This is a genomic window from Rhizobium sp. RHZ01, from assembly GCF_014851595.1.
Classification (GTDB): domain Bacteria; phylum Pseudomonadota; class Alphaproteobacteria; order Rhizobiales; family Rhizobiaceae; genus Rhizobium; species Rhizobium altiplani.
Genome location: NZ_JACUZZ010000006.1, coordinates 161,437 through 174,434, shown reverse-complemented (window position 1 = coordinate 174,434; position 12,998 = coordinate 161,437). Strand labels below are relative to the sequence as shown.

Here is a 12,998-nt window from a genome sequence, read left to right as displayed (position 1 = left end):
TTTCCAGTGCCATATCCCAGGACAATGCCATGAGCCGCAAGCAGCTTTCTATCGCCACGACCGACTATGACCATTTCCGCGATCTGCGGCTCGGGACCGTGGTGCCCGAAGGGATCGACCTCACCTGGTCAATGCTCAGCCATCACGAGATCTTTGCCCGCTTCACCTTCAATCGCGAATGGGACGTCAGCGAGCTTTCCTTCGCCAAGTTCATGGCGCAGGTGAGCCGCCCCGACAGCGACATCATCGGCCTGCCGGTCATCTGTTCGCGGCTCTTCCGTTTCAGCTCGTTCTACGTCAACAAGGCGAGCAACATCAAAAGCGTGGCCGACCTCAAGGGCAAGCGCGTCGGCTCGCCGGAATGGGCTCATTCGGCGGCCGTCTACATGCGCGGCTGGATGCATAACGAAGGCGGCGTCAAGCTGCAGGACGTCCACTGGTATCAGGCCGGCGCCAATGCGCCGGGCCGCGAGGAGAAGGTCGATCTTGCCTTGCCGGAAGGCGTGACGCTGACGCGCGTCGCCGACAAGTCGCTGTCGGAGATGCTGGCCTCCGGCGAGATCGACTGTGCCATCATCGCCCGCCCGCCGACCTGCTTCCTCGAAGAGGACCCGCGCGTCGAACGCCTCTTCCCGAACTTCCTGGAGATCGAGGAGGATTATTACCAGGAGAGTGGCGTCTGGCCGATCATGCACATCATCGCCATGAAGAAGCATCTTCTCGACGAAAGCCCCTGGATCGCCCGCAATCTCTACAACGCCTTCGAGGAATCCAAGCGCCGCAGCCTGGAGCGGCTCTTCGATCCGGCGGTTTCGCGCTATCCGCTCGCCTGGCTGCCGACCTATGCGCGGCGCATGCGCGACATCTTCGGCAGCGATCCCTTCCCCTTCGGCATCGAGAAGAACCGCAAGACCTTCGAGCAGATGCTGCTCTACACCCACCAGCAGGGCATCGCGAGCCGCCTGATGACGCCGGACGAGATCTTCCCGGCGGGCATCATGACCAAGGTTGTCGTGTGAGGCTGCCATGAGCGAACTTGCCAGCGATCTCGCCGAACTCGTCACCGCCAATCACATCCTCGCCCGCGAGGACGTGCTCGATGCCTTCGGCCATGTCAGCCTTCGCTCGCCGCAGGCCGACGGCGAATACTTCATCTCCCGCTCGCGCAGCCCCGAGCTGGTCGTGGTCGAGGATCTGCAGCGCTACGATCTCGACTCGAAGCTTCTCGGCGACGACGAGCGACGTGGCTATATCGAACGCGTCATCCATGGCGGCATGTACAAGGCGCGGCCGGACGTCAAGGCTGTCGCGCATTTCCACTCGCCGGCGATTATGCCCTTCTGTGTCGCCGATATCGCCTGGAAACCAGTGACACATCTCGGCGCGACGATCGGTACCGGCGTCGCTCTCTGGGACAGCCAGGCGGAATTCGGCGATACCGACATGCTGGTTTCCACCGCCGATCAGGCAGCATCGCTTGCCCGGGCGCTCGCAAACAGCAATGCCGTCTTCCTGCGCGGTCACGGCGCAGTCGTCGTCGGCGGTTCGTTGCGCGAGCTCGTCATGCGCACGATCCAGCTCTGCCGCAACGGTGATGTGCTGCTGCGATCGCTGCCCTTCGGCGGCGTGACGCCGCTAACGGCGGGTGAAATCGCGCTTTCCGGCGCGAAGAACCTCGAACCGCCGGTGCTCGCCCGCGCCTGGGATTACTGGGCGACGAGGGCCGGACACTGAAGCCACGCGATCTGCGGCTGGCGATTTAGTGATTTGCAAGCCGCGGCTTTCCTGCCAGACTGAAAGCTTGCCGCCGGAATCGCGCCCGGATACCGGGGGATGGCGACCTTCACGGAACGTGGAAGACCAGAGCCCGAGACCGGAAGCGTCTTGCGGTTGTCAGCCCATGGCCGTGGAGGAGATGGCCCCTTGCGAATTCGCCAAATCGAATCCTTTGTCAGCGTCTGCGAAATCGGCAGCATCACGCAGGCCGCCGCCGCGCTGAACATCGTACAGCCGGCGCTCGGCGCACAGATCAACGCACTGGAGCAGGAGCTCGGCGTGCAGTTGCTGGAGCGCGGCCCGCGCGGCACGACGACGACGCCGGCTGGCCAGTATTTCCTCGAAGAGGCCAAGGAAATCCTCGATCGACTGGCCACCGTCCGCCGCACGATCAAGCAGTTCGACCCGGCGCAGGAAGAACACATCTCGATCGGTCTCACCTCCAGCCTCTCGGCGCTGCTCGCCGGTCCGCTGGCACAGGAGTTCGGCCGTCAGAACTGGTCCGCCAAGGTCCAGATCGTCGAGGAGATGAGCCACCTGCTCGGCGAGCGCGTCGCCCGCGGCGATCTCGATTTCGCACTCGCTTTCAATGTCGAGCCGCGCAAGGGTATCAAGCAAACGGCCGTCCTCCGGGAATCCGTCTTCTTCATCACTGGCCGAAAGTCCGAGTTCGGTCAGGAGGGACCGATCAACCTGATCGAGCTTGCCAAAGCGACCTTTGTCATTCCGACCGAGAAGGGCCAAATCATCAATCTCTTGAGACATGCGATGGAATTCTTCCACCTGCCGCTGAAGGTTGCCTACCAGATCGAATCCATGGATGCGATCAAGGGTCTGATCCTCGAAGGCAACGCCTGCGCCGTGCTGCCCTATGGCACCGTGGCGCGCGAAGTGGAAGCGGGCACGCTGATCGCCCGGCGCATAGTCAATCCGCCGCTCGTGCGCACGCTCTATCTGATCCAGCCCTCTGGCCGGCCAAAGCCCGCACATGCCGGCTCGGCGCTGCACATCATCCAGGGCTTCATCAGCCATCTAGCCAAGAACGAGGCCTTCGAGATCGTTGAGCAGGAAGTAGCGCCAGCTGTGTAAGCTATCTTGCGTGCATAACACGAAATGGTGGCTGATTTCGCCCTATGCGAGCTGGGGCTCACCGAATGCGCGGAGACGATCACGCGCTTGCCACGAGGCGGTCAACGCGAGAAAGAGAGCCCTGCTGTCGCGGTCGCAGGGCAGGCGCGCGTGTAAATAGGAAACTCTCGGTCGCGGACTTTGTTCCCATTGTCCTGTCCCCCAAAAGCCCGCCAGCACACGCGGGGAACTTGGAAGTTGAAAGTTGCGAAACGAGAGGCAGGAAGAAAATCGCTGTTCCTCCAGGTCAAGCGAGCGACCTCTCTATTGGTTCCCTCACCGAGATCCACCACCGTCGCCGGCCTTCATCCCGACACGCAAGCGCTCGCGGCGGGCAGCACCTTCAGCTTCTTCCCGGCTCGAGATTGGCATCATGAAACCTTTTGATTTTTAAGCCGTTGTCGCGCTTATGTCAGACGCTGAATTAGATCAGAAATCGGTCGACGGCTCCGAGCAGCACAGTGCCGAGAGATCGCGCCAAGAGAAGGCATCGACTGACGAGGGCGCGCTGCCCCCAGAAGTCGTCGAACCCGACCCAGAGCTGACGCCCGAGGAGGCCGAGCGGGCGCGCAAGAGATATTTGCTGACGCGCTTCTGGATCAGCGCGCGCGGTTACTGGGGCCGCGGCGGGGAATGGCTCGCGTGGCCGTGCTCAATTGGGCTGCTCGCCTTAATCGTCACCAATGTCGGCTTCCAGTATGGAATCAATATCTGGAATCGCGCAATCTTTGACGCAATTGAGCAACGCAATGCCCATACCGTATATTTCCTCAGCGCCGTGTTCCTGCCCCTCGCGCTCGGAAGCGTCGCTCTTGTCGTTACACAAGTCTTTCTCCGCATGCTGATCCAGCGCCGCTGGCGTTCCTGGCTAACGACCGCGCTCATCGGGCGCTGGCTCGCCAACGGCCGTTACTATCAGTTGAATCTCATCGGCGGTGACCACAAGAACCCGGAAGCCCGCATTTCCGAGGATTTGCGGATTGCGACCGAGTCACCCGTCGACTTCATCGCTGGTGTCATTTCCGCATTTCTGTCGGCCTCGACCTTCATCGTGGTGCTCTGGACGATCGGCGGGGCCTTGACCCTGACAATTGCAGGTTCGACCGTCACTGTTCCTGGTTTCCTTGTCATTACCGCCGTTTTCTATGCGGCTATCACGTCCAGCTCGATGGCCGTCATCGGCCGCCATTTCGTCCACGTTTCCGAGGTCAAGAATCAGGCGGAAGCCGAATTTCGCTACACGCTGACGCACGTGCGGGAAAATGGCGAAAGTATTGCCTTGCTGGGCGGCGAGGAGGAGGAACGTAGCGACCTCGACAAGACGTTTACCCATGTTCTTCGCCAGTGGGCGCTCCTTTCACGCCAACACATGCGCACAACGCTCGTGTCCCAGGGGTCGAGCCTGCTTGCGCCAGTCGTACCCCTTCTCCTTTGCGCACCAAAGTATCTCGAAGGCAGCATGACGCTTGGACAGGTGATGCAGGCTGCCTCTGCCTTCGCCATCGTTCAGAGCGCGTTTGGATGGCTGGTCGACAACTATCCGCGTCTTGCCGATTGGCACGCCTGCGCTCGGCGCGTCGCTTCGCTGATGATGTCGCTCGACGGCCTGGAGCGCGCCGAACAGAGTGATGCCTTGGGGCGCATCCAGCACGGTGAAACTGAAGGCGATGCGATGCTTAGCCTCAATGATCTCTCGGTGTCGCTTGACGACGGTACCGCCGTCGTCAAGGAGACCCAGGTCACGGTCGAACCAGGCGAGCGGGTCCTCGTGGCCGGAGAGTCCGGTTCGGGCAAGAGCACGCTGGTGCGGGCCATCGCAGGCCTTTGGCCGTGGGGTGACGGCAGCGTCAACTTTCATGGCGACAGACGACTGTTCATGTTGCCGCAGCGGCCTTACATCCCCTCCGGGACGCTTCGCCGGGCGGTTGCCTATCCCGGCGCCGCCGATAGCTGGCCGCTCGATAAGATCAAAGCGGCTCTCGACAAGGTGGGACTCGACTATCTGAACGACAGGATCGAGGAAGAGGCGCCATGGGACCAGACGCTGTCGGGTGGTGAAAAACAGAGGCTCGCGTTTGCGCGCCTCCTGCTACACCGTCCGGATACGATCGTGCTGGATGAGGCAACGTCGGCACTCGATGAGAAAAGCCAGGACAAGATGATGGAGATGATCATCCATGAATTGCCGCAGATCACGATCATAAGCGTAGCGCATCGAGCTGAGCTGGAAGCCTTCCACAGTCGCAAAATTACATTGGAACGGCGGGAGGGCGGCGCAAAGCTTGTCAGTGATATTGATCTTCTCCAGCGCAAGAGAAAGCGGAATTTGCTTTCGCGCCTTGTCGAAAACCGGCACTCCCGGCCGAAAGGCAGTACGACGCCCGGATAGCAAGGGCAGGGATCATTCCAAGATAAGCTCGCTGAGCGGGAACTCGCGTCTGTGACCCGATATGACAAGGATGCCTTGTGGCACCAGTTCAACTTGACGGCATCCCGAAACCTCATTTTGCCGACATGGCCGTTGAGTGCGGCGTGGTGGAGCGGCCAGGTTATCTTCGGTGCAACAAGTTGGCCGAAGCCGTAGATCGCTCAACGCGCAGGCCAACGGCCCGCCCATGCCTGCACTGATCCTTACCGGTTGCCGCATCGACGCTTCGGGAACACTTGGCGGTGAAGCCCGTTACTTCCTCATCCACAATAGGAGGAAATACAATGGATTGGAATCGCGTCGAAGGAAACTGGAAGCAGATGAAAGGCAAGGTCAAGGAGCAGTGGGGCAAGCTTACGAATGACGACCTTGATCAGATCGCCGGTAAGCGCGAACAACTGGAGGGCAAGATCCAGGAGCGCTACGGCATCGAACGCGACCGAGTTCGCCGCGACATCGATGAGTGGTACGGAAACCAGACCTGGCACTAGATTTTAGCGGGCCCCGGGCTTCCGGGCCTTTTCTTTCTGAACTCTCCAGTCTTTGCCAACGCCTCGACCGTTTTCGCCTCGTTTGGCGAGCGCGAGTTGCCGACGGCAATCGACGGTGAAGCCCGGCCATGCCGACCAAGGGCCCAGCCCGATGCGATGACCGTCCGAGAGGGGCTAGGCTGTACCGGACTTCAACGATCTCCGTTATCCGAATTCTGCATACAGCGTCGGCGCGTCTACTCGCGCTACGCCCGCAATCGGTCGGATGTCGGCGTCGCCACGGTGTTCGGCTTCCTCGGCGTGCCTGCTCGTGTTGGTCACGATCCTGTCCTACGGCGTGCTGTTGCGCCCTGATCTCGCCCCCCTTCGCAATCCTTCGATGGCGGGCGTGCTGCAGGCCGTGGTTGGCCGGTGGGGCGACGTCTTCGTCAGCATCGGCCTGCTGATTTCGGTCGCTGGGGCATATCTCACGTGGGTGCTCCTCGCGGCTGCAATCCTCTATTCCGCCTCGAACTACGACACCATGCCGCGCTTTCTTTCCCACGAAAACAAGAACGGCGTTCCTTCGATGGCCCTGTGGCTTACCAAGTCGTCCAGATCTTTCTCGTGTTGACGCTGTTTGCAGAATACGCTTTCCATCTGGCGCTTGAGTTAACGAGCTCGATGATCCTGGTCCCCTATATCCTGGTCGCGGCCTACGGGCTCCACCTGGCCCTGACCGGTGAAACTTACGATCGCGACCCTGAGGGACACACGGGCGATCTTCTGCGGGCATCCATCGCCGTGCTGACGACTGCCACGGCGCTGATCTAGGCTTTCACTGGCTACCGCGATGCAAAAAGCGGATCACAACGTCGTGCCGTTGCCCGGACGAGCACCCAAAGGCTGTGCCTGTCCAGCAGGCCGCACCTGGACTCGCCAAGGACACCGGCGCGTCGCCAGCATGTTGTCTACGGCGTGTGTACATTTAGGATTTACCGGCGTCCGGAATGACAATGGTTGTATTCCTCATTCAGGAAGCTCAGGCCGTGCTCAAAGGTGGCGCATCAACGGATGACCTATGTTAAAAGGTGAGATAGGACATCAGGGAACAGTTCTCACGTTTCGTCCGGAGGACCAATGGACGCTGCTATACTCATGACCGTAGATCATTGTTATCAATCGATCGCCGGGCGCCAGCGGTTTAATCCACACCCTCAGGCCATGTGCAGCGCCCTACATAAAGTTCGTCCACTCCGGGCGGATTTCTGGATGTACTTGACATAGCGATTTCGATTTGGTGCGAGCGACGGGGATCGAACCCGTATACCTTGCGGTGAGGGATTTTAAGTCCCTTGCGTCTACCAGTTTCGCCACGCTCGCGCAGGCATCTCCTTCAACGACTGAGGCGATTCAGTCAAGAGCGACGCGGCTCCTCATGTTTGCGCGGGACGCGCTGCAATACGGACCCGATTCAAAAGGCAACCGGCAAACACGCCGGCGGATGCGCCGACAATCTTGACCGCGGCGTCGTGGAAGCGCGCATGGCGCGTCGGCGACAGGTATTGCAGATACTCGACTGCCAAGGCGCCGGCGGCCAGGAGAAGCGCGACCGCGATCCAATGCCGCGGATAGGCGAGCGCGAACATGAAGCCGGCCAACGAATAAGCCAGAGCGCGGTCGAGATTGACTGACGTGACCGTATGCGGGCGCAACCCGATCGGCGACAGGGTGACGAAAATAATGGCCGCGAAAAGCAGCCAGGCAATCGGTCTTGCAAATTTGCTTGGGATCATCCGGGCGATGTAGCCGCATTGCGAGCGAATTGATAGCGCACAATCGCGTTATTGCGCGAACGGCGGCAGCCGATACAAAAGATGACTTCGCAAGTGGAGAATATTGGCGGATATGGGCTTTTTCCCGTTGCGCGCTTATGCCATAGCGGGGGTCGGTAACAGCAATGGACGAACGATTGTGACCAGACAGGATGTCGAGAGCGCCGAGGCGGCCATGCGCAGCCTATTTCCAGCAACGCCACTGCAGCTGAACGAGCACCTGTCGGCGCGCTATGGCGCCGACATCTGGCTGAAGCGCGAAGACCTTTCACCCGTGCGTTCCTACAAGATTCGCGGCGCCTTCAATTTCTTCCGCAAGGCGATCGCCGAGGGTGCTGGCGGCAAGACCTTCGTCTGCGCCTCGGCCGGCAATCATGCCCAGGGCTTTGCCTTCGTCTGCCGCTATTTCGGCGTGCCTGGCGTTGTCTTCATGCCGGTGACAACGCCGCAGCAGAAGATCGACAAGACGCGCATCTTTGGCGCGGAGTTCATCACCATCAAGCTGACGGGCGACTTCTTCGATCAATGCTACAAGGCCGCCCGCGATCACGTCGAGGCGATCGACGGCGTCATGGTGCCGCCGTTCGACCATCCGGATATCATCGAAGGCCAGGCGACGGTTGCCGCGGAAATCCTGCAGCAACTGCCCGAAGGGACCACACCTGATATGGTCGTCATGCCGGTCGGTGGCGGCGGACTGGCGGCTGGCATCACTCGTTATCTCGATGATTTTGTGCCAAAATCCGGCTTCATCTTCACGGAGCCGGCCGGCGCGCCGAGCCTGAAGCGAAGCATCGAAGCAAGGCAGGTGGTGACGCTCGCGAAGGTTGACAATTTCGTCGACGGTGCGGCCGTTGCGCGGATCGGGGATCTGAACTTCGCCGCCCTGGAAGGCTTTCCCACCGAGCAGGTCATGCTGATGCCGGAAAACGCCATTTGCGTGACCATCGGCGAGATGCTGAACGTAGAGGGAGTCGTCCTCGAACCGGCGGGAGCACTATCGCTGACCGCAATTGCCGCGATGGATCCGGAAGTGCTGAGAGGCAAGACCGTCATCGCCGTTGTCTCCGGGGGCAACTTCGATTTCGAACGCCTTCCCGATGTCAAGGAGCGCGCAATGCGCTATGCCGGATTGAAGAAGTACTTCATCCTGCGGATGCCTCAGCGACCCGGCGCCTTGCGCGACTTTCTGAACCTGCTTGGCCCCGACGACGACATCGCCCGTTTCGAGTATCTCAAGAAGACGGCTCGCAATTTCGGCTCGGTATTGATCGGTATTGAGACCAAGGCGCCCGAGAATTTCGCGCAGCTCATCGCGAACTTCGAGAATGCGGCCATCGGCTTCGAGGACATCACCGAAAACGAGATCCTCGCAAACCTCATCATTTAACTTTTCCGGCACGCGCTGCCATGATAAGGCGAAATATGGCTTCGATCTTCTCCAGTATTTTCTCAATGTTTTCAGGCGGCGGCAAATCGCCTGACGCGCCGGTTGGCGTCTCTTCCGAGCCGCAGCTCTATGGGGACTGCACGATCTATGCCGAGCCGCAAAAGGAAGGCGGCCAGTACCGCCTTGCCGGCCGGATCGAGAAAACTGTCGGGGACGAGGTCCTCGTACGCAATTTCATTCGCGCCGACATGTTCGGATCTTCGGATGATGCGATCGAGTGCACGGTGCGCAAGGCGCAGCAGATCATTGACCAGAACGGGCCGTCATTGTTCAACGACGGCGCAAAAGTTCGCCAGGTCTGATTCGCTTTCCGCGGCGTCGGTAGGACGATACTAATACTCACGCAATCTTAAAGGATTACGAGGAATCTTGGTGTCCGCAGCCTTGCAGGACAGCCACGTGCCTTACGACAAACACAGACCACCGCTCATGTTCGCCGCCATTAATTGCTGGTGTGGTGGACCGCCTCTGGATGCGCGCTGGCTGGTGAGAGGGGCAGCTGATGGAAGCCTTTAACCTGCTGCTGTTTGCCATTGCCGCCGTTGGCTATTTCACGCTCATGGTGACGTTACTGCACTTCCGCCAGCGCCTCGGCCTGGGCATGTTTCTCACTGCCCTCGGTGTCATGCACTTCATGGAAACCTACCTGGCGGCAGTCTTTTATGTCGCGCTGCCGTTCGGCATTGCGTCGCCCGGTTCGTCGGTATTCTTCACTGGCAAGCTGATGATGATTCTCATGCTGTATCGGCAAGAGGACGCTGCTACCGTTCGCCAACCGATCTACGGCCTGTTTGTCGGCAATATCCTGACGGTCGCAGTAGCGTGGCTGATGCAACTGCATACGCCGATCGAGCTCCCTCGGGGCGACAGCGCGAACTTCGATTTCCTCAAGGAAATGGGATGGCTCATGGTTTGGGGGACGACGCTCCTCTATCTCGATTCCATCGGCATTATCCTGCTGTACGAGCGCCTCGGTCGCTTCCTGAAGCACTGGATCATCGTGCGCTTTATGATCTGCGGCTTCGTCATCCTCACATTCGATCAGATCGGGTTCTTCGGTGCGCTCCACTACTTCCTCGAGATTCCTGCCTCTGCCTTCTGGGACGGATGGAAGGGCAAGATGTTTGCCGTCTGCATCTATGCGTTGCTCTTCGCCGTCTACGAAGTTTGGATACGGCGTGAAGGCATTCCCGCGAGCGTGCGGCCGATCAGTGATGTCTTCAGTGACCTGACCTTCCGGGAGCGTTACAACGATCTGCTTGATCGTACCGGCAGGGACGTGCTGACGGGGGTCTACGATCGCGCGCGAATGGAGATGGAAGCGCCGGTCATGGTTCGTGAAGCACTGCGGCAGGGACACTCCGCCACTGTCATCATTCTGGACGCGGACCATTTCAAGGAGGTCAACGACCGCTTCGGGCATCTGCAGGGAGATGAGGTGTTGAAGGCGATCACGCTTCGTCTCGGCAGCATTTTGCGATCGGCCGACCGTGTCTTCCGTTTTGGCGGTGAGGAATTCGTCGCGGTCTGCCCGGCAACCGACCATGCCGAGGGAATGGGGCTGGCCGAACGCTTGCGCTGGACGATCGCGAATAGCGTCAAGACGCCGGATGGCGAGCCCGTGACCGTCAGTATCGGCGTGGCGACAGCCGATACTGACGGCGCGAGCTTCACAACGGTTCTTTCGGCCGCCGACCAGAGGCTCTACCAGGCGAAGAAAAGCGGCCGCAATTGCGTGGTCGGCAAGTCCGGACTCGAGAAGTTCGATTAGCCGATCGATGCGCGGAATATTCTGGCGCCGGACGGGGCGCTCGTCGCGCCGCCATCGACCACAATTTCAATCCCTGTGACGTTGGTCGAATCGCTTGACGCGAAATAGAGCGCGGCCTTGGCAATTTCCTCCGCTTCGCTCATTCGGCCGAGCGGGCTCATTCCGCCCAGCCGGGCTTCAAGCGCCGACATTGCATCCGCCGTCGACGCCACCGGTTGCCAGATCGGTGTCTTGGTGCCGCCTGGCGTGACCTGGTTGACGCGGATGCCGCGCGGCGCAAGCTCGGAAGCCATATTGCGGGTCATGGCACGTACCGCACCCTTCGTCGCTGCATAGGCTGAATAGCCGGGCGCACCAAGCACCGCATGAACCGAGCCGTTTAGGATGACCGAGCTGCCGTCGTTCAGATGCGGCAATGCCGACTGGACCGTAAAGAAGACGGAGGTCAGGTTCGTGCTGATGATCGTGTTAAATTGCTCCAGCGACGTTCCACCAAGGGGAGTCGCACCGCCAATCCCGGCGTTTGCAAAGAGCACGTCAAATTTGCCGAACTTGGCGGCGGCTTCCGCAAAGGCCCGTTCCGTGGCCGCGACGTCCGTTACATCAAGCCTCAGCGCAAGCACGTTGCTGCCGAACGCCTTCACGGCGGCGGCGAGTGTCTCGGTATTCCGGCCGGTGATGATCACCTTCGCCCCTTCGTCGAGGAAGACCTTGGCAGTTGCAAGACCGATGCCGCTATTTCCGCCCGTGATGAGGGCGACCTTGTTCTGCAGACGCATTGCATGACTCCTCTTGGAAAATTGCGCTATCTGGATTACGATATGAATCCAGAAGGATTATGATCGTAATCTAAATCTGTCAACCGGTGTGGGGAGAGATTTTTATGGGCCACTCACAGCAGGACAAGCGCAAGACACACGAGCGGATCGTCGTAATTGCATCGAAGCGTCTGCGTGAGAAGGGGCTGGATGGCGTCGGCGTCGCGGATCTGATGAAGGAGGCGGGGCTGACCGTCGGTGGCTTCTACAAGCATTTTGCGTCCCGAGACGAACTGGTGGCCGAGGCAATGCAATCGGCCTTCGGCGCCTGGTCGGCGAAGGTTCGGTCGGAGGGGCGGACTCCAGAGGACATTCCGTTGCAGGAGTATGCGGCGATCTACCTGAGCGGAAAACACCGGGACGATACAGCCGGCGGGTGTCCCTTTGCGGCCCTGACGGCCGATCTGGCCCGCAGTGGCGAGAGGTGCCGATCGCTTGCGACAGATCAGCTGAAGACGAGCGTAAACAGCATGCAGGCGCGCATTGACGCCACCGATGAGGCAGAGGCTCGCAGCAAGGCGATCATCATGTCCTGTCTCATGAGTGGAGCGCTGGGCCTTGCACGGATATCGAACGATGAAGCCTTTGGCGACGAGATCCTCGACACCGTGAAGGCCTTCGTGAACGAGTTCGGCACAAAATGAAAACGGCCGGTGAGAACCGGCCGTTTCAACATCGATTTCGACACCGATTAGGCGGCGAGGGCGATTTCCTCAGCGCGGGCCTTGGCAGCGCCAATTGCCTTCTCGGCAGCTTCCGGACCAAAGGCGAGGCCTTCGACGTAGATCGTTTCGACGTCGGTGATACCGAGGAAGCCGAGGACCGACTTCAGGTACGGTACAGCGTGGTTCATGCCTGCTGCCGGGCCCTGCGAATAGACGCCACCGGAAGCAAGAACGACGTAGACCTTCTTGCCGGTGGCAAGACCAACCGGGCCGCTTTCGGTGTACTTGAAGGTAAGGCCGGCGCGGGCGACGTTGTCGATCCAAGTCTTCAGCGACGAGTAGATGTTGAAGTTGATGAGACCCGTACCGATGACAACCGTATCGGCTGCGAGCAGTTCGGCGACGAGTTCGTCCGACGTCTGCACGGCGTCGGCTTCCTCAACGGTGCGATCATCGGCAGGCTTGCGGATGGCTGCGGTGAAGAGATCATCGATGTGCGGCAGCGGATTTACACCTAGGTCGCGACGAACGACGGCGCTGCCCGGCTGCTGAGCCTTGATCTTTTCGGCAAGGTCAGCGGCGATCGTGGTCGAAAGAGAGTCTACACGCGGGCTGGAAGTCAAAAGCAGAATGGAAGGCATGATTGAATTTCCTCTC

At 60.0% G+C, this 12,998-nt stretch carries 12 protein-coding genes, 1 tRNA gene and 1 pseudogene; 10 read left to right on the top strand and 4 right to left on the bottom strand.

Translation table 11 applies throughout. The features are described from left to right. The first annotated feature begins 29 nt into the window (after nucleotides 1-29). The 6 genes and pseudogenes from IB248_RS09530 to IB248_RS09505 form a co-directional block, all read left to right on the top strand. Complete coding sequence (locus IB248_RS09530) at nucleotides 30-1,019, top strand: ABC transporter substrate-binding protein (RefSeq protein ID WP_018856974.1); 990 nt, start codon at nucleotides 30-32, stop codon at nucleotides 1,017-1,019. A 7-nt stretch (nucleotides 1,020-1,026) separates the two neighbouring features. Next, on the top strand, nucleotides 1,027-1,734 hold the full coding sequence (locus IB248_RS09525) for a class II aldolase/adducin family protein (RefSeq protein WP_029792486.1): 708 nt from the start codon (nucleotides 1,027-1,029) through the stop codon (nucleotides 1,732-1,734). Between the two features lie 189 nt (nucleotides 1,735-1,923). After that, the gene (locus IB248_RS09520; RefSeq protein WP_018856972.1) at nucleotides 1,924-2,865 is read left to right on the top strand and encodes a LysR family transcriptional regulator; all 942 of its coding nucleotides are present in this window, start codon (nucleotides 1,924-1,926) and stop codon (nucleotides 2,863-2,865) included. Between the two features lie 448 nt (nucleotides 2,866-3,313). Next, nucleotides 3,314-5,293 carry an ABC transporter ATP-binding protein/permease gene (locus tag IB248_RS09515; protein WP_029792484.1) on the top strand — a complete coding sequence of 660 codons (1,980 nt, stop codon included), beginning with the start codon at nucleotides 3,314-3,316 and terminating at the stop codon, nucleotides 5,291-5,293. A gap of 323 nt (nucleotides 5,294-5,616) precedes the next feature. After that, nucleotides 5,617-5,823 (top strand): CsbD family protein, encoded by a 207-nt coding sequence (locus IB248_RS09510; RefSeq protein ID WP_018856970.1) that lies wholly within the window; start codon nucleotides 5,617-5,619, stop codon nucleotides 5,821-5,823. Nucleotides 5,824-6,057: 234 nt separating this feature from the next. Beyond that, a pseudogene (locus IB248_RS09505) lies at nucleotides 6,058-6,555 on the top strand (amino acid permease); the annotation flags it as partial. 545 nt (nucleotides 6,556-7,100) lie between these two features. Here IB248_RS09505 and IB248_RS09500 read toward each other — a convergent pair. Further along, a tRNA-Leu gene (locus IB248_RS09500) sits at nucleotides 7,101-7,185 on the bottom strand. A gap of 53 nt (nucleotides 7,186-7,238) precedes the next feature. Next, nucleotides 7,239-7,598, bottom strand: a complete 360-nt coding sequence (locus IB248_RS09495; RefSeq protein ID WP_029792483.1) for an antibiotic resistance protein VanZ — start codon at nucleotides 7,596-7,598, stop codon at nucleotides 7,239-7,241. A 178-nt stretch (nucleotides 7,599-7,776) separates the two neighbouring features. Here IB248_RS09495 and ilvA point away from each other — a divergent pair, with 178 nt between their 5' ends. The 3 genes from ilvA (at nucleotide 7,777) to IB248_RS09480 (ending at nucleotide 10,858) form a co-directional block, all read left to right on the top strand. Then, nucleotides 7,777-9,027: a threonine ammonia-lyase gene (gene ilvA / locus IB248_RS09490; RefSeq protein ID WP_026371759.1), complete on the top strand. Its 1,251-nt coding sequence runs from the start codon at nucleotides 7,777-7,779 to the stop codon at nucleotides 9,025-9,027. A 35-nt stretch (nucleotides 9,028-9,062) separates the two neighbouring features. Next, a complete protein-coding gene (locus IB248_RS09485; RefSeq protein WP_018856967.1) occupies nucleotides 9,063-9,389 on the top strand; it encodes an HlyU family transcriptional regulator in 327 nt (108 codons plus the stop codon). 197 nt (nucleotides 9,390-9,586) lie between these two features. Then, on the top strand, nucleotides 9,587-10,858 hold the full coding sequence (locus tag IB248_RS09480) for a GGDEF domain-containing protein (protein WP_026371758.1): 1,272 nt from the start codon (nucleotides 9,587-9,589) through the stop codon (nucleotides 10,856-10,858). On the opposite strand, the gene IB248_RS09475 is transcribed toward IB248_RS09480, so the two are convergent. Next, nucleotides 10,855-11,637, bottom strand: a complete 783-nt coding sequence (locus tag IB248_RS09475; RefSeq protein WP_029792482.1) for an SDR family oxidoreductase — start codon at nucleotides 11,635-11,637, stop codon at nucleotides 10,855-10,857. The genes IB248_RS09480 and IB248_RS09475 overlap by 4 nt on opposite strands. A gap of 104 nt (nucleotides 11,638-11,741) precedes the next feature. Between IB248_RS09475 and IB248_RS09470 the strand changes: the two genes are divergently transcribed. Then, nucleotides 11,742-12,320 carry a TetR/AcrR family transcriptional regulator gene (locus IB248_RS09470; protein ID WP_029792481.1) on the top strand — a complete coding sequence of 193 codons (579 nt, stop codon included), beginning with the start codon at nucleotides 11,742-11,744 and terminating at the stop codon, nucleotides 12,318-12,320. Nucleotides 12,321-12,367: 47 nt separating this feature from the next. Here IB248_RS09470 and IB248_RS09465 read toward each other — a convergent pair whose 3' ends face one another. Beyond that, nucleotides 12,368-12,982, bottom strand: coding sequence for an FMN-dependent NADH-azoreductase (locus IB248_RS09465; protein WP_192240745.1), 615 nt, complete (start codon nucleotides 12,980-12,982; stop codon nucleotides 12,368-12,370). Nucleotides 12,983-12,998 lie beyond the last annotated feature (16 nt).